The 18,655-nt window shown below is 61.4% G+C and carries 14 protein-coding genes and 2 riboswitches; of the genes, 5 read left to right on the top strand and 9 right to left on the bottom strand.

The window, feature by feature from the left end:
* Nucleotides 1-11: 11 nt before the first annotated feature.
* Together I9H07_RS13130 and I9H07_RS13125 are read right to left on the bottom strand one after the other, a co-directional pair.
* Nucleotides 12-1,316 carry a leucine-rich repeat-containing protein kinase family protein gene (locus tag I9H07_RS13130; RefSeq protein ID WP_236423771.1) on the bottom strand — a complete coding sequence of 435 codons (1,305 nt, stop codon included), beginning with the start codon at nt 1,314-1,316 and terminating at the stop codon, nt 12-14.
* Nucleotides 1,317-1,392: 76 nt separating this feature from the next.
* Entirely contained in the window at nt 1,393-1,938 is a 546-nt protein-coding gene (locus tag I9H07_RS13125; RefSeq protein WP_024673064.1) for a TetR/AcrR family transcriptional regulator, read from the bottom strand.
* Nucleotides 1,939-2,046: 108 nt separating this feature from the next.
* On the opposite strand from I9H07_RS13125, the gene I9H07_RS13120 reads away from it, so the two are divergent.
* On the top strand, nt 2,047-3,264 hold the full coding sequence (locus I9H07_RS13120; protein WP_236423769.1) for an MFS transporter: 1,218 nt from the start codon (nt 2,047-2,049) through the stop codon (nt 3,262-3,264).
* A 34-nt stretch (nt 3,265-3,298) separates the two neighbouring features.
* On the opposite strand, the gene I9H07_RS13115 is transcribed toward I9H07_RS13120, so the two are convergent.
* The 3 genes from I9H07_RS13115 to I9H07_RS13105 all read right to left on the bottom strand — a co-directional run bounded on the left by I9H07_RS13115 (nt 3,299) and on the right by I9H07_RS13105 (nt 6,035).
* Complete coding sequence (locus tag I9H07_RS13115) at nt 3,299-4,435, bottom strand: M14 family metallopeptidase (RefSeq protein WP_236423768.1); 1,137 nt, start codon at nt 4,433-4,435, stop codon at nt 3,299-3,301.
* Nucleotides 4,436-4,534: 99 nt separating this feature from the next.
* Entirely contained in the window at nt 4,535-5,068 is a 534-nt protein-coding gene (locus I9H07_RS13110; RefSeq protein WP_236423766.1) for a DUF4880 domain-containing protein, read from the bottom strand.
* A 499-nt stretch (nt 5,069-5,567) separates the two neighbouring features.
* Complete coding sequence (locus I9H07_RS13105; protein ID WP_007249327.1) at nt 5,568-6,035, bottom strand: Lrp/AsnC family transcriptional regulator; 468 nt, start codon at nt 6,033-6,035, stop codon at nt 5,568-5,570.
* A gap of 174 nt (nt 6,036-6,209) precedes the next feature.
* On the opposite strand from I9H07_RS13105, the gene I9H07_RS13100 reads away from it, so the two are divergent.
* Nucleotides 6,210-9,692, top strand: a complete 3,483-nt coding sequence (locus I9H07_RS13100; protein ID WP_236423762.1) for an indolepyruvate ferredoxin oxidoreductase family protein — start codon at nt 6,210-6,212, stop codon at nt 9,690-9,692.
* Between the two features lie 244 nt (nt 9,693-9,936).
* On the opposite strand, the gene cobM is transcribed toward I9H07_RS13100, so the two are convergent.
* From cobM to I9H07_RS13080, 4 genes are read right to left on the bottom strand one after another with little or no spacing between them, the layout of a single operon-like run.
* Nucleotides 9,937-10,686, bottom strand: a complete 750-nt coding sequence (gene cobM, locus I9H07_RS13095; protein WP_058392129.1) for a precorrin-4 C(11)-methyltransferase — start codon at nt 10,684-10,686, stop codon at nt 9,937-9,939.
* A gap of 35 nt (nt 10,687-10,721) precedes the next feature.
* Nucleotides 10,722-11,171 carry a cobalamin biosynthesis protein gene (locus I9H07_RS13090; RefSeq protein WP_236423761.1) on the bottom strand — a complete coding sequence of 150 codons (450 nt, stop codon included), beginning with the start codon at nt 11,169-11,171 and terminating at the stop codon, nt 10,722-10,724.
* Between the two features lie 3 nt (nt 11,172-11,174).
* Nucleotides 11,175-11,885, bottom strand: coding sequence for a CbtA family protein (locus I9H07_RS13085; RefSeq protein ID WP_236423759.1), 711 nt, complete (start codon nt 11,883-11,885; stop codon nt 11,175-11,177).
* Nucleotides 11,886-11,895: 10 nt separating this feature from the next.
* Complete coding sequence (locus I9H07_RS13080) at nt 11,896-12,081, bottom strand: CbtB domain-containing protein (protein ID WP_024645327.1); 186 nt, start codon at nt 12,079-12,081, stop codon at nt 11,896-11,898.
* A 96-nt stretch (nt 12,082-12,177) separates the two neighbouring features.
* A riboswitch (cobalamin riboswitch) is annotated at nt 12,178-12,391 on the bottom strand.
* 58 nt (nt 12,392-12,449) lie between these two features.
* Nucleotides 12,450-12,674, top strand: a riboswitch (cobalamin riboswitch).
* A 114-nt stretch (nt 12,675-12,788) separates the two neighbouring features.
* Here I9H07_RS13080 and cobW point away from each other — a divergent pair.
* From cobW to I9H07_RS13065, 3 genes are read left to right on the top strand one after another with little or no spacing between them, the layout of a single operon-like run.
* A complete protein-coding gene (cobW, locus tag I9H07_RS13075; protein ID WP_024673055.1) occupies nt 12,789-13,853 on the top strand; it encodes a cobalamin biosynthesis protein CobW in 1,065 nt (354 codons plus the stop codon).
* A gap of 3 nt (nt 13,854-13,856) precedes the next feature.
* A complete protein-coding gene (gene cobN, locus I9H07_RS13070; protein ID WP_236423758.1) occupies nt 13,857-17,621 on the top strand; it encodes a cobaltochelatase subunit CobN in 3,765 nt (1,254 codons plus the stop codon).
* Nucleotides 17,621-18,640, top strand: coding sequence for an ATP-binding protein (locus I9H07_RS13065; protein ID WP_236423756.1), 1,020 nt, complete (start codon nt 17,621-17,623; stop codon nt 18,638-18,640). The genes cobN and I9H07_RS13065 overlap by 1 nt, the downstream gene beginning before the upstream one ends.
* Nucleotides 18,641-18,655 lie beyond the last annotated feature (15 nt).

Genomic DNA, 18,655 nt, shown 5'->3' with positions numbered 1-18,655 from the left:
GGTGGAGCGCTTTACGCGCTCCACGCCTGCAGCGCTCGCAGAATCTCCTCAAGCGCCGGTCGGCTATCGCGCTCAGGCTGAACGCAGCGCGCTTGAAGTGCCTGCAGGCCGTCGATGATGGTTGAGTGATGAGGTTGTGCATCACATCGCTCCAGCAACTCCCCCAGCAGAATTCCGAAAGCCCGCGTCTCGATGCGCTCTAGCGCAGGCCCCGCTACCGATGACGGGTGAAACGACGCCGCGCCGAAGTCTCCCAGCAGGCAATTGCCGTCGTTCTGCCAGAGAATATTGTGCCCATACAGATCGCCATGGGTGATGCCGCTGGCATGCAGGTGCGCAGTAACCGAGGCGATGCCTGTGGCGAGGCGTAACAGCACGGGCAGCGAATAGCGTGTATCGCTGGGGTAAACATCGCGACTGCAAGACTCAAGGCTGGGTGGTCCGGCCAGATTGCTGAAATCGGGCGCAATCAGTTCCATGACCAGGCCGCTTTGCTGTGCGGGATGCCCGGTGATCTGCCCCAGCACGTCAATCAGATGTTCATGGTTGCCGGCGCTGATGCACGCGGCCATTTCATTGAGCGGCGAGCCGTCGCTGGTGACGCTGCCCTTGTACAGCTTGACGGCGACTGCCCGCTCTTCGGTTTCGTTGTGCCAGACCGCCTGCTGGATAATCCCGGACGCACCTTCGCCCAGGCGCTGGCGCAGGCTCAGTTGCGGCCACGGAATCTGGCGGATCGGCGCTGCGGCGTGTTCCGGGCACAGCGGATTGTCAGCATAGGCAAGCCACGCCAGCGCAGGCAGGCGCAGCAGCCAGTCAGGCAGCTCGGTCAGCCGGTTGGCGGCGATACGGATCAGCTCCAGCTTGTGACATGCGCTCAGAGTCGAAGGCAGGGCGCTCAGCCGGTTACCAGCGAGCATCAGCTTTTGCAGATCGGGACGGCGCCCCAGTTCGTCAGGCAGCGACTCGATCCGGTTATCGGTCAGAATCAGCCAGCGCAGCCGGGGTGGCAGTGCCGCTGCGCTGACCTGCTCGATGCGGTTGGCCTTGAAGCCGACAATGCGCAGGTTCTGGCAACGGCCGAGGCCTTCCGGCAAATGCGTAAACAGATTGTCGGAGCCGAACAGTACTTGCAGGTGTGTAAGCCGATGCAGATCGTCGGGCAGGGAGGTCAACGCATTGCTACTGAGGTTGAGCACTTCGAGCGTGTCCGCCAGATCGAATATCTCCGGCGGAAACTCGCTCAGCCCACAGGAAAGGTCCAGCCGTTTGATGCCTGCCAGTTTGCCGGCGCGTAAGTCTGCGAGGGTATGCATGAGTCGGTTCGGTCATTGATCGGACAAGGCGCGCATCATACGGGAGTTTCGCGTGCAGGCTGCGGCGAGCAATGCTTCAGTTCAGGCAGCGGTCCACCCATTGCTGCACGCGGTCGAGTGCAGGCGGGCACTCGGCGTACAGAATCCGGTAAATCATTGGCCCGACAATGGCGTCGATCATGTCGTCGGCTGTCGGTGCGACTTCCCCGCGTTCTGCGGCGCGGTCGATGATGGTCTGCAACTGCTCACGTACCATCGCCGCGCATTTTCCGACACAACCGGCCGTGCTGGCGGCGACGTCGCGCATCAGCGCGCGGCCGGGTGCCGAGGACATTTCGTCGAGGTACATTTCGCTCCAGCTCAGCAGGTCCTGACGCAGGCTGCCGTGATCCATCGGTGCCTCGGGGCGCAGCCGTTCAAGGGCTGCATCGGCCAGCAACGTGGTCAGATCACCCCAGCGCCGGTAGATGGTCGATGGCGTGACCCCGGCCTGAGCCGCAATCATTGGCACGCTGATGGCCGAGCGGTCATGCTCGCGCAACAGATCGCGGACGGCGCGGTGGATGGATTCCTGCACTCGGGCGCTGCGGCCCCCGGTGCGTACTGCTTCTTTGATAGCCATGCGGCAGACCTTAACACAAAGTATTTGCTTTAAGCGGCGCTGAGTCGCACACTCCGCAAAAGCTAATTATTGGCTTTAAATTAAATTGTTGTCGCGGGGAGTGTACCCATGTCCGTTTCTTTGCAGAACCCGGAGCCTGAGGGGCAAGCACGAAGCCACCTCGGTTTCTTCGCCTTCACGACGCTGTGTTTCTTTGCCGCATCGAGTACGCCGACGCCGCTCTATCACCTGTACCAGGAGGCGTGGGGTTTCTCTGCCGGCGTGCTCACGCTGATTTTCGCGGTGTATGCGTTCAGCCTGCTGGCCGCGTTGCTGACGGGCGGTTCGCTGTCTGACTACCTGGGTCGCCGGCCGGTGATTTTCGGCGCGTTGCTGATGCAGATCGCCTCAATGCTGCTGTTTATCTTCGCCCGCGATGTTGCCTGGCTGATTGCCGCGCGTCTGTTGCAGGGGTTTGCCACCGGTCTTGCGGCCAGTGCGCTGGGGGCGGCCTTGCTGGACAGCGATCAGGTCAAAGGACCGGTGATCAACAGCATCTCGCCGATGCTCGGCATGGCGGTCGGCGCGCTGGGTACCGCGCTGCTGGTGCGATTCGCGCCATTACCGCTGATGCTTGCCTACGGCTTCCTGCTGGCGGCCTTCGTGGTTCAGGCCATTTATCTCGGTCGGGTCACCGAAACCGTCAGTCCTCAGCCAGGCGTATGGAGGTCTCTCAGGCCATCGCTGCACGTCCCGCAACAGGCGCGGCGCATGCTATGGCTGGTGCTGCCGGTGGATATCGCGGCCTGGGCGCTGGGCGGCTTCTTTCTGTCCCTGAGCCCGTCGCTGTTGGTGGCGGCGACCGGCTCGGCCTCGCCGCTCAATGGCGGCCTGGCCGTCGCAGCACTCACGCTCAGCGGCGCACTGGCCATTCTGATCTTGCGCCAACGCGAACCGGTACTGGGTTTGTGGGTGGGCGCGAGCTTTCTGTCACTCGGGGTGGCAGTGATTCTGTTGGCGGTCAATCTGGGGTTGCTGTGGCTGTTCTTCGTCGGTGCCGTGGTGGCAGGCATCGGTTTTGGATCAAGCTTTCTGGGCGCACTGCGCATGCTCATGCCAATGGCACATGCCCACGAACGGGGAGGGTTGATGTCGGCATTTCTGGTGCTCAGTTACCTGGCGTTCTGCATACCGGCGTTGATCGCAGGCTACTGTGCGCACAGTGCAGGCCTGGTGATGACCAGCAATGTGTACGGAGCGGTGGTGATCATTCTGGCGCTGCTGGCATTGGCGGGGTTGATCGTGCGGCAGGTTGGCAGTGGTGCGGAAAAAAATGCCCACGCGTAAGTGGGCATTTCGGATTGCTGTCGGTCAACAGCGCTTAGCGCAAATCGTTGACCATCTCCGCCAACACGCTCAGCACATCCTTGGCCAGTTGCGCGGAGCGCTTGCCTGACCAGCCGGTAACCGGGTCCGGTGCGTTGTCGTGATCCTTGAATGGCATCTCCAGGGTCAGCGACAGACATTTATAGCGTTCGCCCACAGCGTTGGCCGCCAGGTTCAGGTTGGCCTGGCCTTTGGCGCTGCGCGGGTATCCGTAGACGTTCTGGAAGTCGACGGTGACTTCGCCCAGACGGCGGCGAAAGCGCTCTTCCAGCTGTTGCTGATGCGGGGTGTAGCCCGGATTGCCTTCACAGGCGGCGGTGAATACGTAAGGAATTTCTTCATCGCCGTGGACGTCGAGGAACATGTCGACGCCGTATTTTTCCATCTGTTGTTTGACGAAAAATACTTCCGGCGTCTGCTCGGGCGTACTGTCCTGCCAGGCGCGGTTGAGGTCCTTGCCGTTGGCGTTGGTGCGCAAGTGGCCGTGAAAGGCACCGTCCGGGTTCATATTGGGCACCAGATACAGGTCGGCGCTGGACAGCAACGCTTGCAACGTGGCGTCATCCTGCTGCTGGAGGCGCTCGATCACGCCTTCCATGAACCATTCGGCCATGTGCTCGCCGGGATGTTGCTGCGCGATGATCCAGATCTTGCGCTTGCCCTCGGCACCATCACCTTTGCGCAGCAGCTGAATATCCCGGCCTTCGACGCTTTTGCCGGTTGCCAGTAACTGCGTATCGGCTTTTTCCTGGGCCTGCCCGATCAGCCAGTCATGGCGCTCGCGGCTATAGGGCTCGAAGTACGCAAACCAGACATGCGGCTGTTCAGGGGACAGGCCGAAATTCAGCGCCTTGCCATCAAAGCTGGACGGCACGCGAAACCAGTTCTGATGGTTGTAGGAAGCGACTGCGTGGTAGCCGCTCCAGGCGCTGTTGAACGTCGATTCGCTGGCGTTGCTCAGGCTGAACGCGTGAGCTTCGCCGACGTTCAGGCCGTCGACCTTGAAATGAAACCACTGAAAGTGTGCGCTCTGGGTATCCGGCCGAATGGCCAGGCTGATGCGGCGTGGGTCGCTGGCATCCAGAACCTGGATATTACCGCTGTCGAAGTCTGCGCTGATAGTGAGGGTCACGGTGGCTTCCTGTGTCCGTAGGCGTTTTCAGGCGGCTACTGTACACCGATCGACCCTTGGCCCCGCGACGGAAAGTTCTCTACAGCGGTCATCCGGCGTTCAGGAAATCGCTTCGGCGGTGACCATCAGGCTGCACACGAACGCGGTCAACAGGCACCAGGCAAGATAGGCGCGACGCTTGCGACGATGCCAGCCGGACGCGCCGAGCAGCAAGGCGGGTGCCTGCAACTGGCGCCACACGCGCTCGCTGTTCTGAAACGCCGACAGGTGAGCAGCATCGGCGTCCAGCCAGTGGCGAAACTCGATCCGCTCGCTGGCTGTTGCAGCAGGGCTCTGTAGATGCACGTACCAGCGACTGGCCTGATCCTGAACGGCACTGCTTTCGCCACTGGTGTAAACATGCGCCTTGCCCAATGCCCGACGCATGGCACGCTCCACTCTGGCGACCTCGACGTCCATGAACAGGGCAATGTCTGCGTAGGGCTGGCCGTCGACACGGCTGAGCAGGAATATTTGCAGGGTGCGGCGCGAGAGCTTGCGCAGCCTTTGGCCGAGTTCGACGGCCTCCAGCGTCGGTCGCGGGCGGGGCAGACGGGCCGGCAGGTGCAAGGAAGATGAGAGCTGATTACTCATGATGTATCGCTCGCTGATATTTCATGAAGGTCGTGGCTCGGTTGATCCGTGTACAGACTAGACCAGAAAATACGAGAATCATTCTCAAGTGGAAAATCACTGCATTTACTTTTTATGTGCCAGCTTCTGCTGCTTTCGGCCGTAAATCATGACCCCGATCAAGTTCTGGTTTGCTATGATTCGCGCCATTGCTACACACCAAGCGGCTGTACATAGCAACACCCTAGACTTCATTAGCCTGAAGCAGCGAAACCAAAAGAAAGAACCAAAAAAGACCCGGCTAAAAAGCCGGGTCAAAAACCGTGATTAGCCTGATGAGGAGATAATCAGGAAGCCGACCTAAGACTTCCTGGTTACTCGGCAGTTCTCGCGAACCGCTGACGCAATAATAATCATTATCATTTGAAAATCAAATGTTTTTATTGCCCTCATCGAAATAAATAATCCGCCGGCGCTCGCCCGGCGGATTATCCCTCTTGCAGCAGCCTCCGATACTCGTCTACTCCAACGGCAATTCCGTGGTGCGCTTTACCGTGCTCATGGCGATATTGGAGTGGGCTTCATGCACGTGAGGCAGTTGCAGCAAGTGGTCACGCAGAAAGCGTTCGTAGCTGGCGATATCCTGCGCTACCACCTTGAGCATGAAATCCATCCCGCCCGCCATGGTGTAGCACTCCAGCACTTCGGGGTGGCCGATGATTGCCTCTTCGAACTCAGCCAGATAGCGCCGGCCGTGACCTGACAGCTTGACCTCGACAAACACCGTCATGCTCAGACCAAGCTTCTGCGTACTCAGCAGGGCGACGGTGCGCTCGATGACGCCATCTTCCTGGAGCCGGTGAATGCGTCGCCAGCACGGCGATTGCGACAACTCGACACGCTCGGCGATTTCTGCAGCGGACAGATTGGCGTCGTGTTGCAGCAGGCGAAGGATCTTGCGATCGATGGGGCTCAATTTGGGCTGCATGAATTGACCTTGTTTTTTGTTATGGCCGAAAAAAGCATGCTCAGTATCAGCAGATTTGCACGCATTTAGAAAGAAAAAGCCGCGTTGCTACAGGCAGTCTAGTGCCAAGGCTGCCGGGCTGGACCGTCCCGGCGCAAAGACCTGACCCACTATAAGAACAAGAGAGGTATCCGCATGTCCCTGGCTGATATTCGTCTGGATGATAAATACCGGCTTGCCACCGGCAATCTGTACCTGACCGGCACACAGGCGCTGACCCGCCTGCCGATGCTGCAAAAGCAGCGTGATGAAGCGCAGGGCCTGAACACTGCCGGGTTTATCTCCGGCTATCGGGGATCGCCGCTGGGTAATCTCGACAAGAGTCTGTGGGACGCCAAGGACTACTTGCAGCAGAACGCTATCCATTTTCAACCGGGGATCAACGAAGAGCTGGCAGCCACGGCGGTATGGGGCAGCCAGCAGGTCAACCTGTTCCCGCACGGAAAATACGATGGCGTGTTTGCGCTGTGGTACGGCAAAGGGCCGGGCGTAGACCGCTGTGGCGATGTCTTCAAGCATGGCAACTCGGCAGGCGTCGCGGCCAAGGGTGGCGTGCTGATCCTGGCGGGCGATGACCATGGCTGCAAATCCTCGACCATCGCGCACCAGAGCGAACATGCCTTCATCGCCTCGATGATCCCGGTGCTCAACCCGAGCAATGTGCAGGAAATTCTCGACTACGGCATCATCGGCTGGGAGTTGTCGCGCTACAGCGGTTGCTGGGTGGCCATGAAAACCATTGCCGAGAACGTCGATTCTTCGGCCGTGGTGGAAGTCGATCCATTACGGATCAAGACGCGCATTCCTGACGACTTCGTACTGCCCGAGGGCGGCCTGCACATTCGTTGGCCGGACCCGCCGCTGGCTCAGGAAGCTCGCCTCAATACCTACAAGATTTATGCGGCCAGGGCGTTTGCCAGGGCCAACCAGCTCAATAAGGTGGTGATTGATTCTGCCCAGCCGCGGCTTGGCATCGTTACCACCGGCAAGTCCTATCTCGACGTGCGCCAGGCACTTGAAGAGCTGGGTATCGATCATGACCTGTGCGACAAAGTCGGCATCCGCGTGCTCAAGGTCGGCATGAGCTGGCCCCTTGAACCTGTTTCGGTGCATGACTTTGCCGAGGGGCTGGAAGAGATTCTGGTGGTCGAAGAGAAACGCAGCGTCATCGAAGATCAGTTGACCGGCCAGCTGTACAACTGGCCGGTGGATCGCCGCCCAGTGGTGGTCGGCGAATTCGACGAGCAGGGTCGTTCACTGCTGCCTAACCTCAGCGAGCTGACCCCGGCGATGATTGCCAGAGTGATCGCCAAGCGTCTGGCGCCGTTCTACAGCAGCCCGCAGATCGACGCGCGCCTGCAGTTTCTCAGCGACAAGGAAAAGGCACTGCAGGCCCCGCTGTTCAGCACCCAGCGCACGCCGCATTTCTGCTCCGGCTGCCCGCACAACACCTCGACCCGCGTACCGGAAGGCAGCCGTGCCCTGGCCGGGATCGGCTGCCACTACATGACCATCTGGATGGATCGCGAAACCGAGACTTTCACCCAGATGGGCGGCGAGGGCGTGACCTGGATCGGCCAGGCGCCTTTTACCGAAACCCCTCACGTCTTCCAGAACCTGGGCGACGGCACCTATTTCCACTCAGGGCACCTGGCGCTGCGTGCGGCCGTGGCTTCGAAGGTCAACATTACCTACAAGATTCTCTACAACGACGCAGTGGCCATGACCGGCGGCCAGCCGATTGACGGCGTTCTGCGGGTCGATCAGTTGAGCCGCCAGGTATTCAACGAAGGCGTGCAGCGCATTGCGCTGGTCTCTGACGAACCGGACAAATACCCGAACCGTGAAGGCTTTGCGCCGATCACCAGCTTTCATCACCGTCGCGATCTGGACAGCGTGCAGCGCGAATTGCGTGAATTCAAAGGGGTCTCGGTCATCATCTACGACCAGACCTGCGCCACAGAAAAGCGTCGCCGCCGCAAGCGCGGCACCATGCCCGATCTGGAGAAACGCGCGTTGATCAACTCGGCCGTGTGTGAAGGCTGCGGGGATTGCGGCGTCAAATCCGGCTGCCTGTCCGTGCTGCCCAAGGAGACTGCTCAAGGGCGCAAGCGGGAAATCGATCAGAGTGCCTGCAACAAGGATTTCAGCTGCGTCGAGGGTTTCTGCCCAAGCTTCGTCACTGTGCATGGTGGCAAATTGCGCAAGCCTGTGGTGCCGGAACAGGTCGACGCCTTCGCCCGTTTGCCAGAGCCTGTGCTTCCTTCATTGGAGCGGCCGTTCAACATTCTGCTGCCCGGTGTCGGCGGGACGGGTGTGACCACGGTCGGTGCAATGCTCGGTTATGCCGCCAATCTGGAAGGCAAAGGCTGCAGCGTGCTCGATCAGGCCGGGCTGGCGCAGAAATTCGGGCCAGTGGTCAGTCATATCCGCATCGCTGCGCGCCAGCAGGATCTGTTTGCAGTGCGCATTGCGGCCGGGGAGGCGCATCTGCTACTGGGTTGTGATTTGCTGGTGGCGGCCGGTCCGGACGCGATTGCCAAGCTCGACAGCAAGATTTCCCATGCGGTGGTCAACAGCCAGCAAACCCCCACGGCTGAATTCACCCGTAATCCGGATGCTGTGTTCCCGGCCGAAGCGATGAAACAGACCATTATTGACGCCGTGGGCGCTGACAAGACCCATTTCGTCGAAGCCACCTCACTGGCGACCCGCTTGATGGGCGACAGCATTGCCAGCAACCTGTTCATGCTGGGTTATGCCTTCCAGCTGGGACTGATCCCGCTGACCTCGGCGGCCATCGAAAAGGCTATCGAGCTCAATGGAGTCGCCGTGAACCTCAATCAACAGGCGTTTCTGTGGGGGCGTCGTGCTGCGCATGATCCTGCCGCTGTCGAAGCGTTCGTCAATCCACAGCAGCAGGTCAGCGAGCCGCAACAATCGAGTCTGGAGCAGCGCATTCACGATAACGTCATTGCCTTGCAGCGCTATCAGAACAGCGCGTATGCCGAGCGTTATCTGGGGCTGGTGCAGCGAGTGCGCGAAGCGGAATCGCAAGCGTTCCCCGGTCAGGAATTGGCGTTGACCGAAGCGGTAGCCTTCAACTACTTCAAGCTGCTGGCCTACAAGGATGAATACGAAGTCGCGCGGCTGTACAGCAATGGCGACTTTACCCGGCAACTGGAGGCGCAATTCGAAGGCGACTATCGACTGGAGTTTCACCTGGCCCCTTCGTGGCTGGCCAAGCGCGATCCGCACAACGGCCAGCCGCGCAAACGCAGCTTCGGCCCGTGGATGCTGCGTGCGTTCGATGTGCTGGCAAGATTCAAATTCCTGCGCGGCACGGCACTCGACCCTTTTGGTCGCAGCCTCGAGCGCAGGCAGGAGAGGGAGCTGATCGACCGCTACGTCAGCGATATCGAACTGATCCTGCAACATCTTCAGGCCCACAACCGCCACACAGCGTTGAGCCTGGCGCGTCTGCCGGAAAAGATCCGCGGTTATGGCTACATCAAGGAAAATGCCATGAAAGCTGCGGCCTTGCAGGCAGATATCCTGCGCAAAAGCCTGGAAAGCGGCGAAAGGGTCGCGCCGAAGCTGTATGAGGTGGCTGCTTGATGAGGTGAGCTTCCTGCTACTGGTTGATTTCGCGACAATGCTCAAGTGTTGGCATGCCGTTCTGGACGCTCCGTGGGAATGCTTTCCCGTTCCCACGCTCGTCGCTGTTCGCGAAGACATTGTTTCAGACGACGCATTTCCGACTCTCATACCGGCCCTTTCGCGAACAGGTTCGCTCCTACGGCCTACGGCCAGAATCAAAAGCGTACTTGTGTATAACGCCGAGCGGCACGAGAGTCATCTGCTATTCAGGCCTGAACAAATGCGCATGCCCGGCCCGATACAACGACGACTCACTGAAATGATCGGCAGCAAGCACGCGGCCGACCAGAATCAGCGCGGTACGCCGAAAACCTTTGGCCTGCACTTTCTCCTGAATGTCCGCCAGCGTACCGAGCGCCCAGTCCTGATCCGGCCAGCTGGCGCGGTGTACCACGGCTATCGGGCAGTCGGCACCGTAATGCGGGGTCAACTCTTCGACGATCCGCTGCAGGTTTTTCACCCCCAGATGAATCGCCATGGTCGCCTGGTGGCTGGCCAGGCTCGCCAGCGCTTCGCCACTTGGCATCGAGGTCTTGTCGGCGTAACGGGTCAGAATAACGCTCTGGGAAACATCCGGCAGCGTCAGTTCAACGCCCAGTAGCGCAGCACAGGCCGCAGTCGCGGTTACGCCGGGGATGATTTGGTAGGCAATGCCCAATTCCCGTAAATGACGAATCTGCTCGCCAATGGCGCCGTACAGGCTCGGGTCGCCGGAATGTACGCGGGCCACGTCCTGGCCCTGCGCGTCAGCCGTCTTTATCAGATCAATGATCTGCTCCAGATGCAGCTCGGCGCTGTTGGTCACCTGTACCGCCTGATTGCCTTCCAGCACCGCCAGCGGCACCAGCGAGCCCGCGTAGATAATCACCGGGCAGGTGCGAATCAAACGCTGGCCCTTGACGGTGATCAGTTCGGGATCGCCAGGGCCTGCGCCAATGAAATAGACGGTCAATGAATTCTCCGAAAATGAATACGCGAGTGCTGCAATTATCCGCCTGCAACGGGGCAGGTTGCCAAGGCAAATGTCACCTGAGTGCTTTTCTGCCGCTCGATGACCAGTCGCGCGGTGCCGTCGCCCAACTGCGCGGCCAGTGCCAGTGCCGATCCTTCGGCAACCCCATGGCAGCCGGTGGTCTGCAAGACCTGTGCAGAACGGTGCGTCAGATGCAGCTCCCACGCCACCAGCTGCGCAGCGTTGAAAAACACCAGCGGCACCGCCAGTTGCCCGGCCAGTTCCAGCAGACCGGGTTCCTGATCCTTTAGATCAATGGACGCCAGCGCCGTGACGCTGCCGATCTCCAGATCAACCGTGCGAAGGCTGCTCTCGATCAGCTCACGCAAGGTCTCCGCCGAACAGCCGCGCCGACAGCCCAGCCCGACCACCAGAGGCGTGCCGGGTTGAACGATCGGTGGATCAGGCCTGATGCCGGTCGGCATTGTTTAGTGCGCCGTGTGGCGGTGAGCATCGCTTCGGCGGAACAGCCAGGCGCTGATCAGGCCCATGGCAATCCAGAACAGCGCGTTGGTCAGCAGCGAGGCGATCATGAACTGTGATTCCAGCGCTTCAGGTGCCAGGCTTTCATGAACCAGCGGCTGCGGCGCGCCAATCACATGCGGCACGACCAGAATCGCCAGCCCCAGCGCTTTCAGCAGCCAGTTTTGACCAAACACCAGCAAGGCCAGCCCGGCGGCAGTAGACGCAGCAGTGCCGATCCACCACAACTGGCGCTGACTCAGTTCAGCGGCAGCGGTGCCCGGCAGCTCGGGTGGCAGGCCCAGTGTGGGTGCCAGGACGAACACCGCAAAACCCGCCAGCCCCCACCAGGCGCCCTGAGCCGTTCGGCCCGGTGCGCGCAGCGTATAAAGCCCGGCAAGCATCAGTGCGAAACCCACTGCGACCACCAGGTTGCCACCCGTGGTGGACAGCACGCGCTGCCAGCCGTTTTCCGGCTCCCAGGCCGCTGCTTCATGCACATGGCTGTGTTCCGCCGATGCGCCATCAGCATGCTCGTGCACCTGTTCGGCGGAGGCATTTTCGTAAGTTTCGGCCTGCTGGATCAGCGGTACGACCCAGAAACTTTGCAGCAAGGTCAGCAGCAGGGCTGCCAGCAGGCCGGTTAAGCCTGCCGTTTGCGCGATTCGCTTGAACATTGTCGAGTCCTCAATGGCAAGGGAAGGCGGCGCTGTGACGGGTGTCGTGCGCGGCGTTGTGTACCGCGGCGATGTGCGAGAACCCGGCAAAATAGACCAGGCACGCCCCCAGCAGGGCAGCGCTGATTGCAGCGGTCAGGCGTTGGGTTTGGGTTGAGCTGGTCGCAGCCGTCTGGCTGCTGCTGATGGTGGTCATGGCGATCCCTCTTGAGTGTCGGCAAGTGGGCCATGCGCACGCGAACCCACTGGCGAGCGCCAGAGGTTTCAACTGCGCCCGCCCACCGCGGGTGTGTCATCGAAAAAATATCGGGCCGGTCTCCGGGCTCGCGAGGGGCTAGAAGCGCAATGCGTTCAGACCTTCAAGGTCACCTTCCCATGCCGGGGCACAGTGGATCAGACCTTCTCTCGCTTACCGTTGCGGGGGCAGCACCGGACTTGCTCGACAGCGTGAGCGCACCGGTTTCCCGTTTCACCCCGTGAGGGGCACCCGAAACAAGGCGCACAGGAGAGCATGGGCGGCAGGGCAACGTCAATCTGAACGATTGACCTGCCTGCGGTCACTGCGTAGCCTTGCCGGCTCGAGGTTCTCCATTCGTACTGCGTGACGCAATGGAGCTAAGACGGGAATGCGGTCGATGCCGCAGCTGCCCCCGCAACTGTAAACGGTTACGTTCATTGCACAGCCACTGCTACGGCGGGAAGGCGCAATGAATGCGTGTCGCCAGGGTCTTCGATGATCAGCGACAGGCAGCCGTGAGCCAGGAGACCTGCCTCGAACCGGGCTGACTGAAAAGCCTGCGAATTCTCACTACAACCGGGCGGGGTGATCCGGTGGCGATCCGAACCTTGTGCCTGCACGCGGTTCTCGTCCTGTTTGCCCGCCGCATTGCCAAAGGGCACCTGATGAAAACACTGGCCAAGCTTCCCGTCACCATCGTCACCGGCTTTCTCGGCTCGGGCAAGACCACCCTGTTGCGACACATGCTCGACAACGCCGAAGGGCGACGCATTGCGGTAATCGTCAACGAATTCGGCGAGTTGGGCATCGACGGTGAAATCCTCAAGCAATGCACCATCGGCTGTAGCGAAGAAGAAGCCAACGGCCGCGTCTACGAGCTGGCCAACGGTTGCCTGTGCTGCACGGTGCAGGAAGAATTCTTCCCGGTGATGCGTGAACTGGTCGCCCGTCGCGGCGATCTGGACCACATCCTCATCGAGACCTCGGGGCTGGCGCTGCCCAAGCCACTGGTACAGGCCTTCCAGTGGCCGGAAATCCGCAACGCCTGCACCGTCGACGCCGTGATTACAGTAGTCGACAGCCCGGCCGTGCTGGCCGGTACGTTCGCCGCATTCCCTGATCAGGTGGATGCACAGCGCAAACTGGACCCCAATCTGGACCACGAATCGCCGTTGCACGAGCTGTTCGCCGATCAACTGGCCAGCGCCGATCTGGTGATCCTCAATAAAGCCGACATGATCGACGCCGAGGGTCTGGCCGCGGTGCGCGCTGAAGTCGCCGAAGAGCTGCCGCCAGCCGTCAAGGTGGTCGAGGCCAGCAGTGGCCGCCTGCCGATCAGCGTGCTGCTGGGCGTCGGCGCCGAATCCGAGCTGCACATCGACGGTCGCAAGACCCACCACGATCATCACGAAGGTGACGATGATGATGACCACGATCACGACGCATTCGATTCTATTTCCCTGAAACTGCCGCAGGCCGATGAAAAAGTGCTGCTCGATGCGCTGAATCAACTGGTCGTGCAACACGGTATTCTGCGCGTGAAAGGCTTCGCTGCGATCCCCGGCAAACCGATGCGCCTGCTGATCCAGGGCGTGGGCACGCGCTTCGACAAGCACTTCGACCGCGCCTGGCGCGCCGATGAAGAGCGCGCCACGCACCTGGTGCTGATCGGCCAGGAGCTTGACGCCGTCGCACTGCAAACTCAGCTCAACGCTGCGATTGCCGGCTGACCCATGCATTTACTGAGAACCCAGCCCGGCGGTTTTGTACCGAACGACAACATTGCCGATCTGGGGCAGACGCCAGCCGAGCTGGTGATTCTCTGCAGTGGCGATTCCAGCCTGGCGCTGCTGGCCGAGGCCGCCCAGCACCTGCCTGAGGATTACCCCAGCCTGCGTCTGGCCAACCCGATGCAGGTGCAGAATCACGCCTCGGTCGACCTGTATGTCGACGAGGTATTGCGCCACGCCAAGGTCATTCTGATTTCCCTGCACGGCGGCATCGGCTACTGGCGCTATGGCGTCGAGCGCCTGATGGAGCTGGCAGCGCGTGGCGTTCAGGTGATTCTGGTGCCGGGCGACGACCGCCCGGATCCTGAGCTGAGCGACCTGAGCACGGTGCCGGCCGCAGAGCGCGACCGCCTCTGGCAGTTTCTGCGTCAGGGCGGCTTGCCGAATGCGCTGGACCTTTATCGCTGCATGGCCAGTCAGTGGCTGGATCGTGATTATCCGTGGGCCGAGCCTCAGCCGTTGCCGCGCACGGCGGTTTATCATCCGAAACGGGCAACTGCCGGTTTACAGGATTGGCAGGCCGACTGGCACGCGGAACAGCCTGTAGTCGCGCTGTTGTTCTATCGCTCGCACCTGCAGGCTGCCAACACCGGCTTCATCGATGAATTCTGCACCCGCTTGCAGGCGCAAGGCATCAATCCGCTGCCCATCGCGGTCGCCAGCCTCAAGGAGCCGGGCTGCTTTGTTCAGGTGGAAAACTGGCTGGACGAAGCCGAAGTCGAGCTGATTCTCAACACCACCGGCTTTGCCCAGTCGAGCCCTGAAGCGCCGCATCTGCGCCCGTTTCGGCGCAACGTCCCGGTGATTCAGGCGATCTGTGCCCAGGACAATGAACCCGCCTGGGAGGCCAGCGAGCAGGGCCTCGGCGCCCGTGATCTGGCGATGCACATCGCCTTGCCGGAACTGGACGGACGTATTATCAGCCGGCCGATCAGCTTCAAAGACCTGGCCTGGCGCAGCGAGCGCAGCCAGTCAGATGTGGTCTGCTACCGTGCCCAGCCCGATCGCATGGACTTCGTCGCGCAACTGGCGCGGCGCTGGATCGAGCTGGCGCGCCTGCCCAATGCCGATAAACGTGTGGCGCTGATCCTCGCCAACTATCCGACCCGTGACGGGCGGATCGGCAATGGCGTGGGGCTCGACACACCTGCGGCGGCGCTGAATATCCTGCGTGCCATGCAGGCCGAGGGTTATCCAGTGGCAGCACTGCCGGAGAGCGGCACCGAGCTGATCCAGCAGCTGCTGGGTGGGGTGACCAACGATCTGGACAGCATCGATCAGCGCCCGTGCCAGCAAAGCATGGCGCTGGATGAATACCTGGCCGCGTTCAACGAACTGCCGCAGAGTAACCGTGATGCGGTCAATGCGCGCTGGGGCGCGCCGGATGCCGACCCGATGTTCCGCGCCGGGCGGATGATGATCGCCGGTCTGCGCTTGGGCCTGACCTTTGTCGGCATTCAGCCGGCGCGGGGTTATCAGGTCGATCCGAGCGCGGTCTACCACGATCCGGATCTGGTACCGCCGCACGGCTATCTGGCGTTCTACTTCTGGCTGCGCAAAGCCTATGGCGCGCATGCCGTGGTGCATGTCGGCAAGCACGGCAATCTGGAATGGCTGCCGGGCAAGGGCGTCGGGCTGTCGCGCACCTGCTGGCCGGATGCCGTGCTGGGGGCGATGCCCAATATCTATCCGTTCATCGTCAATGATCCGGGCGAGGGCGCACAGGCCAAGCGCCGCACGCAGGCGGTGATCATCGATCACCTGATGCCGCCACTGACCCGTGCCGAAACCTATGGCCCGCTGCGCAATCTGGAACTGCTGGCCGACGAGTTCTATGAGGCGCAACTGCTGGATCCGCGCCGCGCCCGCGAGCTGCAACGCGACATTCTCGAACTGGTCCGAGAGACGAATATCGATCGCGAGCTGGCGCTGGACGAGTCCACTGACAGCGATGCCGATGCGGCGGTCTGGCTGCCGCGTCTGGACACCTACCTGTGTGATTTGAAGGAATCGCAGATCCGCGACGGCCTGCACATTTTCGGCCAGTCGCCGGAAGGGCGTTTGCGCATCGACACTTTGCTGGCCCTGTTGCGTATTCCGCGCGGTGACGGGCGTGGGGCGCAATCCAGCCTGTTGCGGGCCCTGAGCAAGGCGTTCGAACTGGGCTTTGACCCGCTCGATTGCGAGCTGGCCGAGCCCTGGAGTGGCCCGCGTCCCGCTGCGTTGCTGGCCGTCAGCAGCGACCCATGGCGCAGTGCCGGTGATGCTCGCGAGCGACTGGAACTGTATGCCGCCGCCCTCATCGAACGCGTAACGCTGGGTGAAGCGCCGCACGATTTGCCGGCTCATGATGATCTGGCGCTGATTATCGACAGCTTGCGCGAAGTGGTCGCCCCTCGGCTGGATGCCTGTGGCCCTGGCGAAATGCAGGGCATGCTCGATGCCCTGAGTGGCCGCTTCGTGCCGGCCGGGCCCAGTGGTGCGCCAAGCAGGGGAAGGCTGGACGTGTTGCCGACCGGCCGCAACTTCTTCAGCGTGGACGTGCGCAACTTGCCGACCACCACGGCCTGGCGCATCGGTTTCCAGTCGGCGAACCTGCTGCTGGAGCGGCACCTTCAGGACCACGGCGACCATCTGCGTCAACTGGGCTTGTCAGTCTGGGGCACGGCGACCATGCGCACTGGCGGCGATGATATCGCGCAGGCCATGGCGTTGATGGGCGTACGTCCAGTCTGGGCGACCGGCAGCCAGCGGGTCGATGATTTCGAGATTCTGCCGGTCAGCCTGCTGGATCGTCCGCGGGTGGACGTCACCTTGCGGGTGTCCGGCTTTTTCCGCGATGCGTTCGCCAACCTGATCAAACTGTTCGACGCTGCCGTGCAGGCAGTGGCCGCGCTCGACGAGCCGGATGACCTGAACCCGCTGGCGGCCAGGGTACGCGAAGAGCGTCAGGGCTTTGTGGCTGAAGGGCTGAGCGAGGACGAAGCCGCGCGTCAGGCGGGCTGGCGAATTTTCGGTGCCAAACCCGGCGCCTACGGTGCGGGCGTGCAAGGTGCGATTGACGGCCGTCTATGGCAAAGCCGCGAGGACCTCGCTGAGGTCTATCTGAACTGGGGCGGTTACGCCTACGGTGCTGCGGATGAGGGCACGCCTGCCCGACAGCGTTTTGCCCAGCGTTTGTCCAAGGTCCAGGCAGTGTTGCAGAATCAGGACAACCGCGAGCATGACTTGCTGGACTCAAACGATTATTACCAGTTCCAGGGCGGCATGCTCGCGGCTTCGGAAAGCCTCAGCGGGCAAAAGACCGCCAGTTATCATGGCGATCACAGCCAGCCCGACCTGCCGAAAATCCGCACCCTCAAAGAAGAGCTGAACCGGGTAATACGCTCGCGTGCGGCTAACCCGAAGTGGATCGAAGGGGTCAAGCGTCATGGTTACAAAGGTGCGTTCGAAATGGCTGCGACCGTGGATTTCCTGTTCGCCTTCGACGCCACCACTGAATTGATCGACGATCATCAATACGCGCTGCTGGCCGACGCGTATCTGCTGGATCCGGCGACCCGCGACTTTATCGCGCAACACAACCCCGACGCCTTGCGCGACATGACCGAGCGCATGCTCGAAGCGCAACAGCGCGGGCTCTGGCAGGAACCTGGCGAGTATCAGCAAGCGCTGGAAGACCTGTTGTTGGACATAGAAGAGAACTGATGAACGTACTCGACTCAAGCACTCCGCATTTTCCACTGGCCGCCGTGGTCGGTGCTGATGATCTGAAACTGGCGCTGTGTCTGACGGCCATTGATCCGCGCATTGGTGGCGTGTTGATCGAGGGGCCGCGTGGCATGGCCAAGTCGACGCTGGCGCGCGGTCTGGCTGATCTGCTGGCCAGCGGTCAGTTCGTTACCTTGCCGCTGGGTGCGACCGAAGAGCGTCTGGTTGGCACACTGGACCTGGATGCTGCGCTGGCCGAGGGCCGTGCGCGTTTCTCGCCGGGTGTGCTGGCCAAGGCCGACGGTGGCGTGCTGTATGTCGATGAAGTCAACCTGCTGGCCGATCATCTGGTCGATCTGCTGCTGGATGTTGCCGCCAGCGGCGTCAATCTGGTCGAGCGCGACGGTATTTCCCATCGTCACGCTGCGCGTTTCGTACTGATTGGCACCATGAACCCGGAAGAAGGTGAGCTGCGCCCGCAGTTGCTGGATCGCTTTGGTTTGAATGTGGCACTGAGCGGTCAGACACAGCCTGTCGAGCGCAGCCAGATCATTCGTCGTCGCCTGGATTTCGATGCCGATCCTGTGGTTTTTTGCCAGCACTGGCAAGCGCAGCAGGACGCCTTGAAGCTTCGTTGTGAACAGGCGCGAGTACTGTTGCCAAGCATTGAGCTGGATGATCATTCGTTGGCCGCGATCACCGAGCGCTGTTTTGCGGCGGGCGTCGACGGCATGCGTGCCGATCTGGTCTGGCTGCGCGCTGCCCGTGCGCATGCGGCGTGGCGTGGTGGCAGCCAGATCGAAGAACAGGACATCGAGGCGGTCGCCGAGTTTGCCTTGCGCCACCGGCGTCGCGAACACACTCCGCCGTCGCAAAACCCGGAAGCACCACCGCCTGAATCGTCCCCAAAGCCCGACAAGCCCGAGAGCGGGCAGGGCAGTTGGGGCGAATTGCCCGCTCAGGCAGTGATCACCGGGTCACGCCGTGAAGTGCCGAGCTGGCCAAAAAAGCCTTAGGCATCCGCCCTCGTG

Source organism: Pseudomonas syringae (assembly GCF_023278085.1).
Taxonomy (GTDB): domain Bacteria; phylum Pseudomonadota; class Gammaproteobacteria; order Pseudomonadales; family Pseudomonadaceae; genus Aquipseudomonas; species Aquipseudomonas syringae_Q.
Note: the sequence above shows the minus strand (reverse complement) of the source record. Positions and strands in the feature narration are given on the sequence as shown.

What these genes read in the sequence shown, in the direction of transcription:
- I9H07_RS13100 (WP_236423762.1), top strand. Translation starts at nt 6,210, where the DNA reads ATGTCCCTGGCTGATATTCGTCTGGATGATAAATACCGGCTTGCCACC.
- I9H07_RS13120 (WP_236423769.1), top strand. Translation starts at nt 2,047, where the DNA reads ATGTCCGTTTCTTTGCAGAACCCGGAGCCTGAGGGGCAAGCACGAAGC.
- I9H07_RS13125 (WP_024673064.1), bottom strand. Translation starts at nt 1,938, where the DNA reads ATGGCTATCAAAGAAGCAGTACGCACCGGGGGCCGCAGCGCCCGAGTG.
- I9H07_RS13110 (WP_236423766.1), bottom strand. Translation starts at nt 5,068, where the DNA reads ATGAGTAATCAGCTCTCATCTTCCTTGCACCTGCCGGCCCGTCTGCCC.
- cobW (WP_024673055.1), top strand. Translation starts at nt 12,789, where the DNA reads ATGAAAACACTGGCCAAGCTTCCCGTCACCATCGTCACCGGCTTTCTC.
- I9H07_RS13080 (WP_024645327.1), bottom strand. Translation starts at nt 12,081, where the DNA reads ATGACCACCATCAGCAGCAGCCAGACGGCTGCGACCAGCTCAACCCAA.
- I9H07_RS13105 (WP_007249327.1), bottom strand. Translation starts at nt 6,035, where the DNA reads ATGCAGCCCAAATTGAGCCCCATCGATCGCAAGATCCTTCGCCTGCTG.
- I9H07_RS13085 (WP_236423759.1), bottom strand. Translation starts at nt 11,885, where the DNA reads ATGTTCAAGCGAATCGCGCAAACGGCAGGCTTAACCGGCCTGCTGGCA.
- I9H07_RS13090 (WP_236423761.1), bottom strand. Translation starts at nt 11,171, where the DNA reads ATGCCGACCGGCATCAGGCCTGATCCACCGATCGTTCAACCCGGCACG.
- cobN (WP_236423758.1), top strand. Translation starts at nt 13,857, where the DNA reads ATGCATTTACTGAGAACCCAGCCCGGCGGTTTTGTACCGAACGACAAC.
- I9H07_RS13130 (WP_236423771.1), bottom strand. Translation starts at nt 1,316, where the DNA reads ATGCATACCCTCGCAGACTTACGCGCCGGCAAACTGGCAGGCATCAAA.
- I9H07_RS13065 (WP_236423756.1), top strand. Translation starts at nt 17,621, where the DNA reads ATGAACGTACTCGACTCAAGCACTCCGCATTTTCCACTGGCCGCCGTG.